At 39.3% G+C, this 19048-nt stretch carries 19 protein-coding genes; 15 read left to right on the top strand and 4 right to left on the bottom strand.

Translation table 11 applies throughout. The features are described from left to right. The first annotated feature begins 223 nt into the window (after window positions 1-223). The 3 genes from panB to panD are packed head-to-tail and all read left to right on the top strand — an operon-like array spanning window position 224 to window position 2295. The gene (gene panB / locus AC1DSK_RS08590; protein WP_477547944.1) at window positions 224-1060 is read left to right on the top strand and encodes a 3-methyl-2-oxobutanoate hydroxymethyltransferase; all 837 of its coding nucleotides are present in this window, start codon (window positions 224-226) and stop codon (window positions 1058-1060) included. Then, window positions 1057-1908: a pantoate--beta-alanine ligase gene (panC, locus tag AC1DSK_RS08585; protein ID WP_477547943.1), complete on the top strand. Its 852-nt coding sequence runs from the start codon at window positions 1057-1059 to the stop codon at window positions 1906-1908. The genes panB and panC overlap by 4 nt, the downstream gene beginning before the upstream one ends. 3 nt (window positions 1909-1911) lie before the next feature. Then, window positions 1912-2295, top strand: a complete 384-nt coding sequence (gene panD / locus AC1DSK_RS08580; protein WP_477547942.1) for an aspartate 1-decarboxylase — start codon at window positions 1912-1914, stop codon at window positions 2293-2295. Window positions 2296-2393: 98 nt separating this feature from the next. On the opposite strand, the gene AC1DSK_RS08575 is transcribed toward panD, so the two are convergent. Together AC1DSK_RS08575 and AC1DSK_RS08570 are read right to left on the bottom strand one after the other, a co-directional pair. Further along, a complete protein-coding gene (locus AC1DSK_RS08575) occupies window positions 2394-2834 on the bottom strand; it encodes a hypothetical protein (RefSeq protein ID WP_477598176.1) in 441 nt (146 codons plus the stop codon). A gap of 262 nt (window positions 2835-3096) precedes the next feature. After that, window positions 3097-3228 (bottom strand): hypothetical protein, encoded by a 132-nt coding sequence (locus AC1DSK_RS08570; protein ID WP_477547940.1) that lies wholly within the window; start codon window positions 3226-3228, stop codon window positions 3097-3099. A gap of 115 nt (window positions 3229-3343) precedes the next feature. Between AC1DSK_RS08570 and dinG the strand changes: the two genes are divergently transcribed. The 8 genes from dinG to AC1DSK_RS08530 all read left to right on the top strand — a co-directional run bounded on the left by dinG (window position 3344) and on the right by AC1DSK_RS08530 (window position 11282). After that, window positions 3344-6127, top strand: coding sequence for an ATP-dependent DNA helicase DinG (gene dinG, locus AC1DSK_RS08565; protein WP_477547939.1), 2784 nt, complete (start codon window positions 3344-3346; stop codon window positions 6125-6127). A 23-nt stretch (window positions 6128-6150) separates the two neighbouring features. Further along, entirely contained in the window at window positions 6151-6321 is a 171-nt protein-coding gene (locus tag AC1DSK_RS08560) for a YpmA family protein (protein WP_016427387.1), read from the top strand. 9 nt (window positions 6322-6330) lie between these two features. Further along, entirely contained in the window at window positions 6331-6813 is a 483-nt protein-coding gene (locus AC1DSK_RS08555; protein ID WP_477547938.1) for a cell wall elongation regulator TseB-like domain-containing protein, read from the top strand. A 16-nt stretch (window positions 6814-6829) separates the two neighbouring features. Next, window positions 6830-8032: a pyridoxal phosphate-dependent aminotransferase gene (locus AC1DSK_RS08550; RefSeq protein WP_477548018.1), complete on the top strand. Its 1203-nt coding sequence runs from the start codon at window positions 6830-6832 to the stop codon at window positions 8030-8032. A gap of 15 nt (window positions 8033-8047) precedes the next feature. Further along, the gene (gene asnS / locus AC1DSK_RS08545) at window positions 8048-9343 is read left to right on the top strand and encodes an asparagine--tRNA ligase (RefSeq protein ID WP_477547937.1); all 1296 of its coding nucleotides are present in this window, start codon (window positions 8048-8050) and stop codon (window positions 9341-9343) included. Window positions 9344-9543: 200 nt separating this feature from the next. After that, the gene (locus AC1DSK_RS08540; protein WP_342541699.1) at window positions 9544-10260 is read left to right on the top strand and encodes a DnaD domain-containing protein; all 717 of its coding nucleotides are present in this window, start codon (window positions 9544-9546) and stop codon (window positions 10258-10260) included. 12 nt (window positions 10261-10272) lie between these two features. Then, on the top strand, window positions 10273-10932 hold the full coding sequence (gene nth, locus AC1DSK_RS08535) for an endonuclease III (protein ID WP_477547936.1): 660 nt from the start codon (window positions 10273-10275) through the stop codon (window positions 10930-10932). Further along, window positions 10929-11282: a YpoC family protein gene (locus AC1DSK_RS08530; protein WP_477547935.1), complete on the top strand. Its 354-nt coding sequence runs from the start codon at window positions 10929-10931 to the stop codon at window positions 11280-11282. The genes nth and AC1DSK_RS08530 overlap by 4 nt, the downstream gene beginning before the upstream one ends. A 42-nt stretch (window positions 11283-11324) precedes the next feature. Here AC1DSK_RS08530 and AC1DSK_RS08525 read toward each other — a convergent pair whose 3' ends face one another. After that, entirely contained in the window at window positions 11325-14012 is a 2688-nt protein-coding gene (locus AC1DSK_RS08525; RefSeq protein WP_477547934.1) for a PBP1A family penicillin-binding protein, read from the bottom strand. A 16-nt stretch (window positions 14013-14028) separates the two neighbouring features. After that, window positions 14029-14649 (bottom strand): Holliday junction resolvase RecU, encoded by a 621-nt coding sequence (gene recU / locus AC1DSK_RS08520; RefSeq protein ID WP_477547933.1) that lies wholly within the window; start codon window positions 14647-14649, stop codon window positions 14029-14031. Between the two features lie 182 nt (window positions 14650-14831). Here recU and AC1DSK_RS08515 point away from each other — a divergent pair, with 182 nt between their 5' ends. From AC1DSK_RS08515 to AC1DSK_RS08500, 4 genes are read left to right on the top strand one after another with little or no spacing between them, the layout of a single operon-like run. Further along, a complete protein-coding gene (locus AC1DSK_RS08515; protein ID WP_477547932.1) occupies window positions 14832-15017 on the top strand; it encodes a hypothetical protein in 186 nt (61 codons plus the stop codon). 47 nt (window positions 15018-15064) lie between these two features. Further along, window positions 15065-15448: a DUF1798 family protein gene (locus AC1DSK_RS08510; RefSeq protein WP_477547931.1), complete on the top strand. Its 384-nt coding sequence runs from the start codon at window positions 15065-15067 to the stop codon at window positions 15446-15448. A 34-nt stretch (window positions 15449-15482) separates the two neighbouring features. Continuing rightward, window positions 15483-17717, top strand: coding sequence for a DEAD/DEAH box helicase (locus AC1DSK_RS08505; protein ID WP_477548017.1), 2235 nt, complete (start codon window positions 15483-15485; stop codon window positions 17715-17717). Then, the gene (locus AC1DSK_RS08500) at window positions 17707-18981 is read left to right on the top strand and encodes a ribonuclease H-like domain-containing protein (protein ID WP_477598173.1); all 1275 of its coding nucleotides are present in this window, start codon (window positions 17707-17709) and stop codon (window positions 18979-18981) included. The genes AC1DSK_RS08505 and AC1DSK_RS08500 overlap by 11 nt, the downstream gene beginning before the upstream one ends. The last annotated feature ends 67 nt before the right edge of the window (window positions 18982-19048 follow it).

Genomic DNA, 19048 nt, shown 5'->3' with positions numbered 1-19048 from the left:
GGAATGTCCAATTTATTTCTGTTATAGTAAAAGCGAAGGGCAGTATCTTTGTAGAACTGCACCTGATGAATACAAGAAGATCTTTATAAATTAAATAATTCTGCCTTGATCTTAATCGACAGGGACGGAGGAAACCAATTACTTATCCTACGCAACCCTTCTGTCCATTTCTGGTCAGTAGGGTTTTTATTTTGGTTTTCTCTCCGAAGAGAGGAGCTAGGAAATGAAAACGACGACCGATTTTATCAACATGAAAAAAGAGAACGATAAAATTATTATGTTAACTGCTTATGACTATCCATCTGCAAAAATTGCAGAAAGTGCAGGCGTTGAAATTTTGCTTGTGGGAGATTCCCTAGGCATGGTTGTGCTTGGATATGATTCGACGATTCCTGTCACAATGGAAGATATGATTCATCATGGAAAAGCAACAAGACGAGGTGCAAAAGATACCTTCCTTGTTGTGGATATGCCATTTGGATCCTACCACGGGACAACGGACACTACACTTTCGAATGCCATTCGCCTTTTCCAGGCAACAAATGCACAAGCACTGAAAATTGAAGGTGCGGATGAAATTATCGACGTCATCCGTTTATTGTCACGTACTGGTATTCCCGTAGTGGCTCATCTTGGGTTGCTTCCACAATCTGCAAGTGTATCAGGTGGCTATAAAGTACAAGGGAAAACTGCGGAAGCTGCTCAAAAACTAATTGAAGATGCCAAGGCGTGTGAAGCGGCAGGTGCCATTATGGTTGTTCTGGAATGTATTCCTTACCAACTCGCTAAATCAATCACAGAATCTTTGACGATTCCCGTTATCGGCATTGGGGCTGGCGCAGAAACGGATGGTCAGGTTCTAGTATTCCATGACACCGTGACTTATGGTAGCCATCATATGCCTAAGTTTGTTAAAGCTTATGCGAGTGCAGGCAAAGAAATTGAAGACGGCTTGACACAATATGTTAATGAAGTGAAATCAGGTGAATTTCCAGCAGTTGAACACCGATTCACAATGAAAGATGAAGAATTCCAGCAGTTATACGGAGGAAAACAATGATTCAAGTTCAGTTAATCAATGATCTAAAAGAAAACGTAAAAGCAGCGAAACAAGCCGGTAAAAGCATCGGCTTTGTGCCAACGATGGGCTTTTTGCATGAAGGACATATGTCTTTAGTCAAACACGCAAGAGAAGAAAATGACTTTGTGGTCATGAGTATTTTTGTCAATCCTGCACAATTTGGTCCGAATGAGGATTTGGATAGATATCCCCGAGATTTAGAAAGGGATACGAAAATGGCCGTTGAGGCAGGAGTCGATTTGTTGTTCTTTCCGCAAGCGGAAGAAATGTATCCGCAAGATGGCGGCATTACAATCCGTGCAGGTGCTCAAGCTGATGTTCTTTGTGGTGCTTCAAGACCTGGACATTTTGATGGTGTCTTGAAAGTTGTCACAAAGCTTTTCCATCTGGTTGAGCCGACTAAAGTATATTTCGGCCAAAAAGATGCTCAGCAACTAGCAATCATTGAAACGTATGTAAGAGATTATAATTTTCCTCTAGAAGTTCGCAGAGTCCCAACAGTTAGGGAAGAGGACGGTTTAGCTAAAAGTTCAAGAAATGTATTCTTAAGTGAAAAAGAACGTGTCGAAGCACCACTTATCCAACAAGCGATACAAATTGGACTGGAAGATTATCAAAAGAACCAGGATGCAGAGAAAGCTAAATTAGTAACCATACAACACATCGAAAATGGCACGTCAGGGAATATTGATTATGTGGAACTGTTAAGCTATCCCGACCTGACAAATAATTTATCAAATAACAATTCGATTATTTTAGCGGTAGCTGTCTTTTTCGAAAAAGCACGGCTAATCGATAATTTAATTTTGAACAATAAAGGAGAATAATCTATGTTACGAATGATGTTAAATTCAAAAATTCACCGCGCTGTCGTGACAGAAGCGGATTTAAATTATGTAGGCAGTATCACTATCGATCAAAATCTTTTGGATGCAGTCGGTATGCTGCCAAATGAAAAAGTGCATATCGTAAACAACAATAACGGTGCACGTTTTGAAACGTATATCATTGCCGGCGAAAGAGGTAGTGGAGTTATTTGTGTAAATGGAGCAGCTGCCCGTCTTGTTCAAAAAGGCGACGTTGTCATTATTTTGTCGTATGCATACGTGATGAACGATGAAGCAAAAGACCATAAACCAACTGTTGCTATCATGGGTGAAAATAATTCAATTCGTGAAATCATCAGCTACGAACCTGAAGCAACAATAATGTAAGTAAAAGCTATATTTCAATATGTACAGAATAAAAAAAGGAAAGAAGTGATCTCACTTCTTTCCTCTTTTTTATGATGTAATTCATTTAAGGTGACTGCTCAAGGTTGATTTATAAACATTAATTCTTGTTGCAATATTTCACATTGCGCCATGAAGTAGTCCCAGTCTACAGAAATTGTATTCTCCATTTTCAGTTCAGCTTTAATGAGTGCTTGATTTACAAATTGAGCTTTCTTTATATCTTCTTCTGTCCAAGTGCTTAATTGGTAATTTGAATTTGTCGGTAATTGATTTAATGCAGAAGCAATCTTTTGGATGGTTTCCATTTCTTCTTTACTCAGTCCTTTGGAGGGGAATGTATGGGAAGCCGTTCCATACCAAAGATCATCAAGAATAAGATTTAATTGGTTCGAAACAATCTGAGGGTTGTTCCAACCTTCTGTTTCTTGTTGTTGCAAAATACCTTGTAATTCGACTAATGGATATTGGACATTATCCAAAAAATATTGTTTTTGATTCCAGCTATTCAAATATAGCATATAAAAAATAACTGATATCATTGTTAATGATATGACTGAGTATATAATTCTTTTCTTTTTCTCTTTCTCTTTTTTTATAAGCCAACTTCCTCTCAAATAATCTTAAAAGTTATTCGGAATGAGAATAATATAATAGATATAAATATATATTCCATAAAAATTCCAAATAACCTTTTTGTTTATAAGAAATGATGAAAACAAACGGAGTAAAATGAAGGAACCTGCCAAATTTTCAACATCGGAGGTTTTTTGCTCAGGTAAATTATACAGGGGAAGTCAAAAGCAAACCGGAATCCAGGCTGGAATAGTGTCTTTTTATAGGGTGAATCGTTTTGCAAGCAGATAATGAAAAAGCCAGGATAAAAATGGCGGTGAAATGTTTCCATTTGTCCATTTGTCTATAACCTCCTTTTTGAAATAGACCTCATCACATCGTGTCAGTTACACTTCCACAGATGTTTTGTGATACAATTTTTTTGTTAGAAGTCTAAATTGTGAGCTGATATTTTATGTTAAGCCCTACTTATGCCGTTGTAGATATTGAAACGACGGGTCATTCGCCTGCAAAAGGGGATCGGATGATTCAATTTGCCGTTGTATTCGTACGAGATTGGCAAATCCAATCTACTTTTTCAACCTTCATTCAACCAGGTAAAAAAATCCCTTTATTCATACAAGACTTGACCAATATTTCAGATGATGATGTCAAAGATGCACCGATTTTTGAAGATGTGGCCGGAGACATTTATGACATGCTGGAAGATTGTATCTTTGTTGCGCATAATACGAATTTTGATTTATCTTTTGTACAAGCCGAATTCAAGCGTATGGGACTCCCTTTATGGAAAGGCAAAAAAATGGATACCGTTGAACTGTCACGTTTACTGTTTCCGACGTCTTTCAGTTATAAATTACAGGATATTACCCAAGAACGGGGCATCCAACTGACAAATGCCCATCGTGCAGACGATGATGCCTATGCGACCGCTGAATTATTTATAGAGTGTATGAAAGAAATAGAAAAACTGCCGATTCAAACACTAGAACTAATTCATAAACGATCATTTCAGATGAAATTCGATATCTCTACTTTATTTTTCGAAGCCCTTCAAAGAAAGCGAAAAATGCTCAAATCCGAAAATTACGATTTTTATAAAGGCATTCCGCTTCGACAGAAGTATTTCATGCAAGGTCCAATGGAATCTTCCATTTTCTATCCTGAAACCAAGAACCAGAAACGTCTCTATTTTTCAGAAGGGTTACAGGACTTCAAAGAACGCGAAGGACAGTTTCAGATGATGGATGCCATATGGCAAACCTTTCAGGAAAAAAATGAACTGGCCATTGAAGCATCGACGGGACTCGGAAAGACGTTAAGTTATTTAATTCCAAGTTACTTCTATGCGAAACAACAAAACAAAAAAGTATTAATCAGCACATACACTACTCACTTAATGGAGCAGCTATATGACGTTGAAATACCGAAATTAGAAGCCATTGTAAAAAATAGAGTTCAAGTTGCGATTTTGAAAGGTGCTAGACATTATCTCGACTTGCACCGCTTTGAGGAATTACTGCGTGCAAAAGACGAATCTTATGATGAAACGTTTGCTATTTGCCAGCTGTTAGTTTGGTTAACAAGAACTACAACAGGTGATGTTGGGGAACTGAACGTTTCAAGTGGCGGTCAATTTTTCCTTGACAAAGTCCGGAAAAATGCATTTTCCGTTAAGACAACGGAAGTGAATGACCATGATTTTCATTCATATGCATTGCTTCAAAGTCAGCATGCAGATATTCTTATTACCAACCATGCCATGCTCTTTACTGATCGGCATAGGCTGGAGCCACTACTCAAGAATGAAATCAGTGGATTTATTATTGATGAAGCACATCAATTTGTACAAGCTGCGAATACACGTGATGAAAGAATCTTTTCATACACGCAGTGGAAATATGTATTTGGTCAACTTGGAACCCGCGATCAGGAACAATTAACCTTTTCTTTCTCCAATGTTTTGGAGAAACATGGGGTGGATGTGATTTATTCGTTCGATGAACTTGATCGGATTTATATGAGGTGTAGTGACAAGTTTGATGAAGCGATTCAATCCATTATTCAGAGTGTCCGCCGTAAGACTGCGACAAAATCTCATTCGAAACAAACGATTTTGTTCGAAGATTTAGATCTGGATTATGAATTGCTCGATGAAGTTTACCAATACCTTCAAAGATGGGTGACAATTGCCCAACACTTACTCGAGAGAATGTCTAAAAGTCAGCTTGAATCAACACATGCCGATAAACTAGTTGCTGCTGAATGGCAATATTGGTTGAACGAAATGAAAATCAAGACAGGTGAATGGGTCAATATTTTCCTATCTTCTCCTGCAGAACATTCAGTATGGGTGGAGATGGATCGCAGAAGCATTCCAGGTAGCCTGCATGTGTATAAAAAACCGATTGACAGTACTCAGGCGGTCAATGAAATATTTAATGATTGGAGAGGCAGTGCTGGCATCGTCTGGACGTCAGGTACGTTATCTGTCCCAGGAAATAATCGTTTCATCGTCAATCAACTGGGGCTTCCAGAGACGGTGTCCATAAAAAATTACTCTGCGCCAAAAGATTTCTACCAAGGAGCCAATTTATTCATTGTCGATGATATGCCGGATATTCAGCATGTCTCACAATCTGATTTTATCGAAGCAGTAGCCGATGCAGTCATTCAAACGGTTCTGATTACGGAAGGCCGATGTTTTGTGCTCTTCACATCACAGGACATGTTGCGAAAAACAGTCGATTTGATTCAAGATACAGGATTGCTTGAAGATTATATGTTATTCGCCCAAGGCATGACATCGGGTAGCCGCATGAAATTATTGAAATCATTCCAGAGGTTCCGAAAGTCCGTATTGTTTGGTACGAATAGTTTTTGGGAAGGTGTCGATGTACCGGGAGATGCATTATCTGCAGTCATCTTGGTACGGTTGCCGTTTTCTTCACCGGATGAGCCTGTATTCAAAACACAAGCTGACCGTCTGACCAAACAAGGAATCAATTCTTTTTCATCACTGGCATTGCCTGAAGCGATTCTTAGATTCCGTCAAGGCTTTGGCCGTCTGATTCGTTCATCAACCGATCGTGGCGTATTTATTGTCCTCGATCGCAGAATTGAGTCGAAATCATATGGAAAAGAGTTTATTCGTGCTTTGCCAGATATCCCAGTTAAGAAAGTATCCCTAGAAGATATGGTCTTGGACCTTGAAAATTGGTATAATGAGAAAGTATGAGCGAAGAAAGTAGGGGTTACAAAATGGAAAGCAGAATTGAAGTAATATCAACAGTTACGGTTGACTATCAATCAGACTTGTATAAAATTGTGGACGCCTTGAATCGCACTTTGAAACAAAGAAATTTAATGTTTGGCCTGGCACTTGAAAAAGATAATCATGAGAAAGCCGTTTTCACAATTTATAAAACGTAAGGTGCAGAAATGAAAAAATGGTTTATTTTTATCAGTGTATTTATTCTTTCATTAAGTCTTTGTATCAGCTTGTTTGTCATCTGGAAAGCAGGACAACCTTTCAGAAGCGCAAAACAGGATGCTGAACAAGTGGCTATTAGTGAGGAAATGTTAAAAGAAGTGACGGATTCACAGGTGTACAGTAGTACAAATACATATATTACTGTACTTGGAATCGATGAAAACGGAGAAGAAAAAGCTGTTTTTATTCCTTCCTCCAATCAAAAATTAAAAATTGAAGAAGTGCTTATGAAAGATGGCATTTCGAAAAAACAAGCCATTAAAACCGTACAAGATGAATTTGAAGTCAAAGAGGTGCTACATACTAAACTTGGCTGGGAACAAAATCATGCAGTATGGGAAATTACATTTTTAAATGAAAACGACAAGCTTAATTACGTTTATTTATTATTTGAAAATGGAAAATGGTGGAAACGCATATTGAATATGTAAAAGGGGACAATCGATGATGAAACCTATATTAGCTAACCGTGTTCAAACATTGACACCGTCAACAACACTTGCCATTACAGCAAAAGCAAAGGAATTAAAAGAACAAGGTATTGATGTGATTGGTCTTGGCGCAGGCGAGCCCGATTATAATACTCCTCAAAACATTTTGGATGCGGCATTCAAGTCGATGAATGATGGTTATACAAAATATACACCAGCAGGCGGTTTGCCAGCATTAAAAAAAGCAATTATCAACAAGTTACAGCGTGATCAACAAATCACATATCAACCGTCTGAAATTTTGATCGGTATTGGTGCGAAACATGTTTTATATACATTGTTCCAAGTACTATTGAATGAAAATGACGAAGTAATCATTCCCATCCCTTATTGGGTAAGTTATCCAGAACAAGTGAAACTTGCAGGAGGCGTACCTATTTATATTGAAGGTACAGCTGAACAACAATACAAAATTACTGCCCAACAAATTAAACAAGCAATCACTGACAAGACTCGTGCCGTTATCTTGAATTCTCCAAGTAACCCAACCGGGATGCTTTACTCAAAAACTGAATTGCAGGAAATTGCAGAAGTTTGTAAAGAAGCGAACATCTGGATAATATCTGACGAAATTTATGAAAAATTGGTTTATGGAGATGCCAAACATATTTCCATTGCTCAACTTTCAGACGATGCAAAAGAGCGTACGATTATTATCAATGGTGTGTCTAAATCACATTCCATGACAGGATGGCGTATAGGCTATGCAGCGGGCAACAAGGAAATCATCACAGCAATGACAGACTTAGCGAGCCATTCCACATCAAACCCTGTCACTACTTCTCAATACGCTGCAATCGAAGCGTATAATGGTCCTCAGGACACAGTAGAAGAAATGCGTTCTGCGTTTGAATCACGTCTGGAAATTATATTCCCGCAACTTGTAGCTATTCCAGGTTTCAAAGTATTAAAACCACAAGGAGCATTCTATTTATTTCCAGATGTTTCTGAAGCAGCATCAAAAACAGGTTATGATTCAGTTGACGCATTTGTAGAAGCACTACTGACTGAGGCAAATGTAGCGGTCATTCCGGGTTCTGGTTTTGGAGCCCCATCAAATATTCGATTATCCTACGCAACTTCACTCGACTTACTTGAAGAAGCAGTGTCACGTATAGATACATTTGTACGATCAAAATGGCAAGAAGGTTTGCTGTAATTTCTGGAGGAATTTATGAAAAAAATTATGATTCACGAAATGCCAAAACACTTAGGCGAAACAGTAAAATTAGGTGCTTGGTTAGCCAATAAACGTTCAAGTGGAAAAATTGCATTCTTGCAACTACGCGATGGTTCTGGCTTCGTACAAGGCGTTGTTGTTAAGGCAGATGTAGCAGAAGAATTATTTATCAAAGCAAAATCTTTAACACAGGAAACGTCAATGTACATTGTCGGAGAAGTTATTAAAGATGAGCGTTCTTCGTTTGGCTTTGAACTTCAAGTGAAAGATATCGAAGTCATTCACGAAGCAGTTGATTTCCCAATTACACCAAAAGAACATGGAACTGAATTTTTGATGGATAACCGTCATTTATGGTTGCGTTCACGTAAACAACATGCCATTATGAAAATCCGTAATGAAGTCATCCGTGCAACTTATGAATTTTTCAATGAAAATGGATTTGCAAAAGTAGATCCGCCGATTTTAACTGGATCTGCTCCTGAAGGAACTTCTGAATTGTTCCAGACCAAATATTTTGATGAAGATGCTTATCTTTCTCAATCAGGTCAACTTTATATGGAAGCGGCTGCTATGGCACTTGGAAAAGTGTTCTCATTCGGTCCGACTTTCCGCGCTGAAAAATCAAAAACACGTCGCCATCTGATTGAATTCTGGATGATTGAGCCGGAAATGGCTTTCACGGAATTTGAAGAAAATCTTGTGGTGCAAGAGCAATATGTTTCTTACGTTGTTCAATCAGTCCTGAAAAACTGTAAGTTGGAGTTGGAGCGTCTTGATCGTGACGTAACGAAACTTGAACATATTCAAGCTCCTTTCCCACGTATTTCTTATGACGATGCCATCACATTCTTACATGAAAAAGGGTTTGATGATATTCAATGGGGTGATGATTTTGGCGCACCACATGAAACTGCAATTGCTGAACATTATGACAAGCCTGTATTCATCACGCATTATCCGATTGGTATTAAACCATTCTATATGCAGCCACACCCAGAACGTGATGATGTCGTTTTATGTGCGGACTTAATTGCACCTGAAGGCTATGGCGAAATCATCGGTGGTTCAGAACGTATTCACGATTACGATTTATTGAAACAACGTCTTGCAGAACACGAACTGGATGAAAAAGCATATGCATGGTACTTAGAACTGCGTAAACAAGGCTCCGTGCCACATTCAGGATTCGGACTAGGATTAGAACGAACAGTAGCATGGATCAGTGGAGCAGAACACGTTCGTGAAGCTATTCCGTTCCCACGCTTATTAAACCGTTTATATCCATAAACAAGAAAAGTGCAGAAGCCCACGCAAGCTCGACTCCGACGGTGGAAGGTACGAATCGAAAACCTGTTTTCGAATGAGTACCTGAAGCGGAGGTGCGAGCTGGGCTTCGGAACTAGACATGATGGAAAGTAAAGAAAACAGCTAAAATTCGTAACATGAGTTTTTTACTCAATAATATAAGTACAAAGGAGAGTTCGGGTATGCAACAGCAACAGCCAGATCGGCTCCGTATGTGGACAGAGCAGGGAAATGTAACCATTTCCCAGCTCTTTTTTCAACATTACAAAAAGTGTGATATCCAGGATGATGAAGCCTTTTTAATTCTTCATATGGTGGCGTTTATCGATAAGGGAAATCATTTTCCCACGCCAGATGATTTAGTGGAACGTTCCCATTTTACATCGGAACAAGTAAGTCGACATATGCAAAGATTGTTCCAAAAAGGGTATTTATCGATACAACAAAGATATGATGATAAAGGAGTATTGATTGAAGCCTTTTCGTTTCACTCATTATGGAATCGGTTGATTGACACAGTTCTGGAAGAAAGAACGTCACAGAAAGTAATGACTCAAAAAGAACAAGAAGGCGAGATTTTTCGATTGTTCGAACAAGAATTCGGGCGTTTCCTTTCCCCTATGGAAAGTGAAACTATTGCAATGTGGATGGATCAAGATCAGCAATCACCCGAATTGATTCGAGCAGCTTTGAAAGAAGCTGTACTTGCACAAAAAATGAGCTTACGCTACATCGATCGCATTTTGTTTGAGTGGAAAAAGAAAAATGTCAAAACTATGCAGGATGTTGAAAAACAAGCAAGTCAATTCCGCACAGTTCCGGAAAGAACATCGCCACCAACGCAACCGCAAAAATCAAATAAAGTACCATTCTATAATTGGTTAGAAGAGCGAGAGTAGGGAAGTGAAAATATGCTGACAAAAGGTCAATGGGAGTATTGTTTATCAGAAATGGATAGAATGTTCCCTGATGCTCATTGTGAGCTCGTTCACGCCAATCCATTTGAGCTGACAATCGCCACATTGCTTTCTGCACAATGTACGGATGTACTCGTAAATAAAGTGACCCCGGCTTTATTCGCAAAGTATCAAACCCCGGAAGATTATTTAAGTGTGCCACTGGAAGAACTACAGGATGATATACGTTCAATTGGATTGTTTCGTAACAAAGCAAAAAACATACAAGCTTTGTGTCGAATGCTGCTTGAACAATTTGATGGTGAAGTTCCTGCAAATCGTGATTTGTTAACCACACTTCCTGGAGTGGGTCGTAAAACAGCAAATGTTGTCGTTTCAGTTGCGTTTGATATCCCTGCATTGGCAGTGGATACACATGTGGAGCGAGTGACAAAACGTCTGGGTCTCTGTCGCTGGAAAGATTCAGTTCTGCAAGTTGAAGAAACAATCATGAAAAAGACGCCTATGGACAAGTGGTCAAGAACACATCACCAACTTATTTTCTTCGGTCGTTATCATTGCAAAGCACAAAATCCCCAATGTCCAGTTTGTCCACTGTTGTCCTTGTGTCGTGAAGGGAAAAAACGGCTAAACAAAGGATTGGTAGAAATTTGATTCGATTTGATGCCAAACATGCACAAAAAGAACATCTTAGCGGCATTCTAAGTCAATGGTCGACTTTAAAAGAAATGATACAAGATGCTTTTAAACTGAAAAATAAGGGTGTTCATGAGCAGATGCTTTTAGGCATTAAGCTATATGAAGATTTACTGGTTCAAGTATCAGAATCAACAAGTTTTAAGCCTGATGAGATTCAAGACTACGAAATCTTTCCTCTAAACGGGAAAGAACGATATATATTTATCATTACGAATTCGAATCGCTATGTAGCTTCTATTCAGTTAAATGAGTTATTCGATGAAACAATCAAGAAAATTGCTCGATTGCGCATAAAATCCAACTAAAAAGAAGCAGATCCTTAAAAAGGATCTGCTTCTTTTTTTATATTATGGACGTATATAGGAATCAGAATTCGATATTGAGGCGGTTCTCGCATCAGTCTTATTTTCTGTACTGTTTGCGGCACCTTCAGTTGATCCATCACCGCCACCATCTTCTGGCGGTGGGGGAGTTTCACCTTCAGGAGGAGGCGTTGTCCCATCGACAGGTGGTGTCGTCCCGTCATCAGGTGGAGGTGTCGTACCATCGCCATCTGACCCGCCGTTACCATTTCCGTTTCCGTTCCCGTTACCGTTACCATTGCCATTCCCTTCACCTTCACCAGGAATTTCCGGTTCAGGTACTTCAACGGCATCAATTTCAAGTGTTGTACTAGCTGGTTCGCTTCGTACTCCTTCTGCTATTGCCACTACAGTAAATGTATAGGTACTGCCTGGAGTAATGCCAGTGACAATCAAGCCTTCCTGGCTAGTGGTTTGTAGAACGGAAGGAGTGCCTCCATCCACTGCAAACGAAACTTCAAATGCTACATCCACTTTGTCTTTATCACGTTTTGGTGCTTTGTGCTTCCAGGATAACGTAGCTGATTGATCGCCTTCACTGTATTCAGCTTTGAAATTTGATGGTGCATCCACTTCAATTTGTTCATATTCCTCGGAAACTTTAGTTGGTTCAGTTCCACGAACAAATAATTCTGTTCGTTTCAAGTTGTCCGGTGTAAATTCACTTGCAAGACGAAGAGGGGAAGTACCCACTTCAACAGTTGCTTCTACAACTGAATTTGGTCGTTTAAAGCGTGGTGTATCTTTGTCTGCAGATATATTTGTCATAACATCTTTAAATAATCTTTGGGCGAAAGTGCGTTCAGTTGAATCGGCTGTATTGATTGCTTGTTTACGTTCTTTATAACCAGTCCAAACGGCGATTGAATAATTTGTCGTATAACCAGCAAACCAAATATCCGGAGCTGAGCCTTCAGGCAAATTATAATCATTAAATTCTTTGGATGTATAGTTGGTGGTTCCAGTTTTACCTGCAACATCCAAGCCTGGAATGATTGCTGCTTTACCAGATGCGCCTCTGCGCTCACTAACTACATCTCGAAGCATATCGGTCACCATAAAAGCAGTTGAATCTTTCATGGCTGGTTTTGATTTAGGTTTAAATGTTTTCTTCGTTTCTCCATCACGATAAACAATTTCACTAATAGAGTAAGGGTCTGAGTACATGCCGTCATTCCCGAAAGCTGCATATGACGCTGCCAACTTAATCGTGTTGATTCCGGTAGTTGCTCCAATCGCAGCAGATTCATAATCGAGATAGTCACCAGTAATGCCTAAATTATTGGCAAATTCTTTGCGGTCAGCACTTTCGACTTCTTTGAAGGCTTTAACAGCTGGTATATTTCGAGAACGATACAATGCTTCACGCGCTGTCATAGCTCCCAGATATTCATTATCGAAATTGTAAATTTGTTGATCTGAATTTGAATAATTCATTTTTTCATCAACCAGGGTGTGACCAGTAGACCAATTCAAATATTCGATGGCAGGACCATAATCCAGGATCGGTTTAACGGTTGAACCAATACCACGTTTTGAAACATCTTGTGCGTAGTTAAATTCGAAGCTTGGGCCATAATCACGACCGCCACCTACTGCAACAATGGCACCTGTTTTCGTATCCAATACGGTCATTCCTGCCTGCATTTCTTGAGTCGGGAAGTTATCTCCTGAAAAAGCCGCTTCTACTGAACCTTGAGCTTGTGGATCAAGCGTCGTATAGACTTTCAATCCATCAGCCAAAGAATCATCTGGGCTTTTAGCTGCCAGTTCATTTAATACAATATCCAAAAATGCAAGATACTTGGTAGAATTCGAAGGTTTGCGATTTTCTTCAGCTAGTAAACCTTCAGTAATTGGAATTGCTTGTGCTTCTTCCATTTCAGCTTTTGTAATTTTCCCATGCTGTTCCATCAGGCGCAAAACGATATTTCGACGTTTTTCTGCGGCTTCGGGATGTTTGAAAGGATTGTAGTTGTTCGGACTTTGAGGCATTCCGGCCAACATCGCCATTTCGTGAAGCTCCAAGTCTTTTAATTCTTTTCCGAAAAAGCTTTCAGCTGCAGTCCCAAATCCATAAATATTTCCTGACATTAAGACTTTGTTGAAGTACATCTCAAAAATTTCTTCTTTTTCATACTTTCTTTCAAGTTGATAAGCAAGATAAGCTTCTTGAGCTTTACGTTTTAACGTTTTTTCATTTTGTAAAAATGAATTTTTTATCACTTGTTGTGTTAAAGTACTAGCACCTTGAGAACCAAAGCCACTTGTAATGTTAGCAAGAATTGCGCCACCAAGGCGGTAAAAATCAATTCCGTTATGTTTATAGAAACGAGCGTCTTCAGTAGCCAATATGGCTGCTTCCATTTCTTTCGGGATATCTTCGTAATTCACATAATCTCGGTTTTCGGATCCAATTGTTGCAAAGACATCGCCATTTACATCATAAAACTCAGATGAAATTGGGTCCTTTAATGATTCTTCATCTAATTCTGGTGCAGAGCTTGCGTAATAAACAAAGAGTCCTCCACCGAATAACAGTCCTGCCAATCCAATAATGAGACAGGCCATAATAATACGTTTAAACCAACCTTTTGTACTTCTTTTTTTCGATTTCTTTTGTTTTTCTAATTCTTTTCTTCGTTGTCCACGAGAGTTAGCTTTTTCGCTCACGAACGTCTCCTCACTTTCACGGCTTCACAGATTCCTCTGAAAGCATCTTTGTTACTCCCCGCAAATAGTCAATTGGAGGATAAGCTCCTGGGACTATTTCAAAGGCATGTTGTTCGAAAAATTCGAACGGAATTGATTTGCGACCACCTTTACACATTTCATCCCATGCATCTTGAAGGGGACGATAAGGTAAAACGAAATATCGATTGATGGATGAAAAACGAACAATTAAAAAGGTAAGACCTTTCTGTTCCGTTACCAGTCGCATGTGGTCAATCTGATGAGCATGGATATTCTTTAAAGGGAAGGAAGTTTTATTTTTCGTTTCTTTCGCTTCAAAATCCACATGAATGCCTTGCCATACGCCATTAAAGTCTGTTGTCGAAGCAGTCCGGTAATAGGCTTCTCTTATGACAGCTGCACTTCGGGAAGGATATTCTACTTTTACTACTTGGATAGGTACAGGTTTTTTATGAATGACTGCCGTACCTTTTTGCATATAAAAGTCATTTGTTTCATTAATCTCATCCTCTAAGGTTTTTCCCCGGTTACTGAAGGTATAATCCTTCTTTGCACGTTTTTCCGAATTATTTTTTGTTGGCGTATAAATCTTACCATTCGGGTAGTTAAATGCCATGCTCGTCACCTCGCATATCAGTTTATCATAACCACACCCTACTAGACGTGATTCGCGCTTTAAGGTTTCATAGTTTGTGTGTCGAATTGTTGTAAGTATTAGCTTTTTCCTTCTAGTTTTGTCGTTGGCAAAGGATTTCATTATGTTATGGAGAACTTCACTAACAACTGGAGGGATGCAGCATGAAACGTATAGAAGAATTGATTGAACAATTGTCATTACTTGAACATATCTTGGAAGCACGATTTATACAGGAAAGATCTACACAAACGCAAACTGTCATCGATAAAGGGCATCAAGTGGGAAAAGCATTAAAAGAAACGGAACAAATGATAGAATGGAATATCTGTTCGCAAAAAAGTGGTTAAAACCACTTTTTTTTGTTACTATAAACAGTAACAAAGGGGCTGAGAACATGAAGTTAAACGAACAGACTAAATTAATTTTGGAAGAAAGTCAACACTGTTTAATACGTCATCAAGAGATGCGTGATAGGGAGGCATCTCCTGATTTTTTTTCACAAGTGAAGCCCCATGCCGATTATTGGCATGCTTTCCTAATTGAATGGAGAGCAAATGCCAACTCTTGGATTAACCATCACCGTCCGAAGTATATGCGTATCCAACAAATAGATGCGGCAATTGAAGCTTTCAATCAATATGTCGTTCAATCATTTTATAAAGAGACTGGAAAAAAGAGGTTTGCGCAGTCTATACAATCAACTTGTTACACGTTGCAAACTTTTATACATGCCATAGAGCAAGAAGGTGAAAAGCTTGATCAGGAAACAATCAATTAATGACATATTAAGTGAATGGAAGCAAGACCCGGTCATGCGAGAACGAATTGTTCATTGGCATACGATTGAGAAAAGAGAGGCATTCTTGTCTGATTTCCCCGAAGATTTACATCCGTCCATCCAGCAGGCACTGAAAGAACGGGGCATAACACAACTCTATAGCCATCAGAGAATTGCATATGATATAGCGCGTATGGGTCAATCCTTTACAGCCATCACACCCACTGCGTCGGGGAAATCCCTTTGCTATCATTTGCCTGTCCTTCAATCAATCGTCGAAGACAGTTCTTCAAGGGCACTTTATTTATTTCCCACGAAAGCGCTCGCTCAAGACCAAAAATCCGACTTGAATTTATTGATTGAACAAATGAATCAAGATATTTTGAGTTACACCTATGATGGCGACACTTCACCGGCAATTCGCACAAAAGTAAGAAAGGCTGGTCATATTGTTTTGACCAATCCTGATATGCTCCATTCGGGTATATTACCTCATCATACGAAATGGGTTTCATTGTTCGAAAATTTGAAGTATATAGTGGTCGATGAGCTGCATACATACAAAGGCGTGTTTGGAAGTCACGTGGCACATGTTTTGCGTCGATTAAAACGCATCTGTCAATATTATGGAAGTAATCCGGTTTTTATTTGTACTTCGGCAACAATTGCAAACCCGAAAGAACTGGCCGAATCATTAACTAACGAAACTCATACACTGATCGATGAAAACGGTGCACCGTCGGGTAAGAAAAATTTCATTTTTTATAATCCGCCAATCGTTCACCCAACCTTTGGTGTCAGACGCAGCGCTATTCTCGAAGTTCGAGATCTAGCTAAACGCCTATACAGGGAAGGGATTCAAACCATCGTATTTGCGAAAAGCAGGGTACGTGTTGAGATGCTTGTCACGTACTTAAAAGAATTATCCAAGAAAAAAATAAATGATGAATCCATTCGTGGCTACCGAGGAGGGTATTTACCTTCTGAACGGCGACAAATTGAAAAAGGTTTGCGAGATGGAACAATCCAGACTGTAGTCAGTACAAACGCATTGGAACTGGGTGTGGATATTGGTCAACTGCAAGCCTGCATTATGACCGGTTACCCTGGGAATATTGCAAGTGCTTGGCAACAGGCTGGCCGTGCAGGACGTAGACAGGATGAGGCCTTGATAATATATGTTGCGCAATCAACTGCACTTGATCAATATATTGTGAATCACCCTTCATTCTTACTCGGTCAATCTCCAGAAGAAGCCCGCATTCATCCAGACAATTTAGTTATATTGATGGATCATTTAAAGTGTGCTTCTTTTGAATTGCCTTTCAAAACGACTGAACAGTACGGGGAATTTGAAATACAAGAGTTACTTGCCTATTTGGAAGAAGAAGGAATATTGGTTCGAACCTCTGACAAATGGCATTGGATGAGTGATCGTTTTCCTGCACATGAAATCAGTTTACGTTCTGCGTCTCAGGAAAATGTCGTCATTATTGACCAAACCATCCCTGCTGCAACTAAAGTTATTGGTGAAATGGATCGTTACAGTGCGATGACATTATTGCATGAAGAAGCGATTTATTTGCATCAGGGCATTCAGTTCCAAGTGGAAAAGCTGGACTGGGAAGAAAAGAAAGCCTTTGTAAGAGAAGTGGATGTAGACTACTTTACAGATGCAAATCTTGCAGTTGAATTAAAAGTGATGAGTGAAGACAAAGAAAAAACGTTTAAACAGGGCTCTGTGTTTTATGGGGATGTATCGATTTTAGCGATGGCGACCATATTCAAAAAAATTCGGTTTGATACACATGACAATATCGGGTCAGGTCCAATCCAGCTTCCTCCGGAAGAATTGCATACCTCATCGAGTTGGTTAAGTTTCAATCGACCATCGGGCTGGACGGATGCAATGCTCACAGATGCCATGACAGGTGCAGCGACTTCCATCGCATCGTTCATCCCGTTGTTCGTCCATTGTGATCGTCGCGATATTCATGTTGTACCACAAGTGAAATCGATTCATGCTGAACTCCCTACATTTTTCGTTTATGATAGCTACCCAGGAGGGATTGGCATCAGTGAACGCGTATTTGATGTTTGGCCCGAATTACTCGGACACGTCGAACAGCATGTCGAGGCGTGCCCGTGTGATCAAGGGTGTCCCGCATGCATCGGACCCCAGGAAGCAAGTGTTGGAATGAAAGATGAAGTGTTGAAACTTCTAGCTTATTTACAATTAGAATCAACTGGTGATCCGTATGTCATTTGAAAAAAATCTCTTACAAATGAAGAAACTGATTAAGAAAAAGCCAGCGAAATCTCAATCGCTGGCTCCTTTCGTCATTCCAGAAAAACCGAAGTATACGGAAGAGTGGGAAGGGGCAGGTCTGAAAATCATCGAAAATGATTTTGGTATCGTTTTTGAAAAAAAGATAGTTTATGAACGGACATATTGTCACGGTGATTTTCAATTAAAAGAAGTTTTCGATGCTTTCGCATTGTGGAATTCTTTTCAAGGTGTTCACCCCATATCAACAGATGGACAGCATGTTGTTTTTTTTGATACGGAAACAACAGGTCTAAAAGGAACAGGTACCTACATATTCTTAATCGGGCAGTTAATATGGAATAAAGATCATTTTGAGATGACGCAACATGTTTTAGCGGATCCGAGCCATGAAGCGGCAATGTTGTACGAATCAGGCTTGTGGAAAGCTGGCCAGACCGTCATAACGTATAATGGCAAAAGTTTTGATTGGCCCCAATTGCAAACACGATGGACAATGAACCGAGAGCATCTACCTAAACTGTCAGATCCTACCCATATCGATTTACTTCATGGGTCTAGAAGAGTTTGGCGGAATGAACTGGATCAATTCAAACTAACAAAAATTGAAGAAGATAAACTTGGATTTAAACGAGTTGGGGATATTCCAGGACATCTGGCTCCGATTATTTATATGGATGCTGTAAAAAGCGGGAATCCACAAACACTGTTAAAAGTGTTGCATCATAATGAATGGGATATTCTTTCTCTACTTACATTGTTTATTCACACGACAAAATTGATTTTGCAAGAGCAATACATCGATTCTAGTATCTCATCAACGAACATTGGAAAATGGTTTTCGGATCTGAAAGACTTTGAAAAAGGGCAAAGTGTTTTTGAGCAAATTACAACCCAATATAGTACTGATGAAGCTGCTATGGCGTTTTACTATTTAGGCTATGAATATAAACGCACGAAGCAATACGACCTTGCTTACGAAGTATTTGAAAAAGCACTCGGATACGTACAAGATGGTTGGAAAATAAAAACGTATGAAGAGCTGGCGAAAATAGCGGAACACGTGAAAAAAGATTTTGATCTTGCCAAACTTCATGTTGAAGAAGCATTGATTCTCATACAAAAAACTCCGATTTTAAAAGAACAACAAAAAGAGAGAAGAACACATGAATGTAAAAAGCGTTTGGAACGAATAAAAAGGAAACAAACTATTTCCCGGGCAAGCGCAGGTTTCGACAGAAAATGAGCGAGGAAATGAACGACAAAACGTTCTTTATGCTATAATAAATCCATGCATGAACAATGGAAGGACG

This window comes from Paenisporosarcina sp. P4_B8 (genome assembly GCF_056402175.1).
This window is presented reverse-complemented; position numbering and strand designations above follow the sequence as displayed.

Excerpts from the sequence above, each read along its gene's own strand:
- panB (WP_477547944.1), top strand. The coding sequence starts at position 224 with ATGAAAACGACGACCGATTTTATCAACATGAAAAAAGAGAACGATAAA.
- panC (WP_477547943.1), top strand. The coding sequence starts at position 1,057 with ATGATTCAAGTTCAGTTAATCAATGATCTAAAAGAAAACGTAAAAGCA.
- panD (WP_477547942.1), top strand. The coding sequence starts at position 1,912 with ATGTTACGAATGATGTTAAATTCAAAAATTCACCGCGCTGTCGTGACA.
- AC1DSK_RS08575 (WP_477598176.1), bottom strand. The coding sequence starts at position 2,834 with ATGCTATATTTGAATAGCTGGAATCAAAAACAATATTTTTTGGATAAT.
- AC1DSK_RS08570 (WP_477547940.1), bottom strand. The coding sequence starts at position 3,228 with ATGGACAAATGGAAACATTTCACCGCCATTTTTATCCTGGCTTTTTCA.
- dinG (WP_477547939.1), top strand. The coding sequence starts at position 3,344 with ATGTTAAGCCCTACTTATGCCGTTGTAGATATTGAAACGACGGGTCAT.
- AC1DSK_RS08560 (WP_016427387.1), top strand. The coding sequence starts at position 6,151 with ATGGAAAGCAGAATTGAAGTAATATCAACAGTTACGGTTGACTATCAA.
- AC1DSK_RS08555 (WP_477547938.1), top strand. The coding sequence starts at position 6,331 with ATGAAAAAATGGTTTATTTTTATCAGTGTATTTATTCTTTCATTAAGT.
- AC1DSK_RS08550 (WP_477548018.1), top strand. The coding sequence starts at position 6,830 with ATGAAACCTATATTAGCTAACCGTGTTCAAACATTGACACCGTCAACA.
- asnS (WP_477547937.1), top strand. The coding sequence starts at position 8,048 with ATGAAAAAAATTATGATTCACGAAATGCCAAAACACTTAGGCGAAACA.
- AC1DSK_RS08540 (WP_342541699.1), top strand. The coding sequence starts at position 9,544 with ATGCAACAGCAACAGCCAGATCGGCTCCGTATGTGGACAGAGCAGGGA.
- nth (WP_477547936.1), top strand. The coding sequence starts at position 10,273 with ATGCTGACAAAAGGTCAATGGGAGTATTGTTTATCAGAAATGGATAGA.
- recU (WP_477547933.1), bottom strand. The coding sequence starts at position 14,649 with ATGGCATTTAACTACCCGAATGGTAAGATTTATACGCCAACAAAAAAT.
- AC1DSK_RS08515 (WP_477547932.1), top strand. The coding sequence starts at position 14,832 with ATGAAACGTATAGAAGAATTGATTGAACAATTGTCATTACTTGAACAT.
- AC1DSK_RS08510 (WP_477547931.1), top strand. The coding sequence starts at position 15,065 with ATGAAGTTAAACGAACAGACTAAATTAATTTTGGAAGAAAGTCAACAC.
- AC1DSK_RS08505 (WP_477548017.1), top strand. The coding sequence starts at position 15,483 with ATGCGAGAACGAATTGTTCATTGGCATACGATTGAGAAAAGAGAGGCA.
- AC1DSK_RS08500 (WP_477598173.1), top strand. The coding sequence starts at position 17,707 with ATGTCATTTGAAAAAAATCTCTTACAAATGAAGAAACTGATTAAGAAA.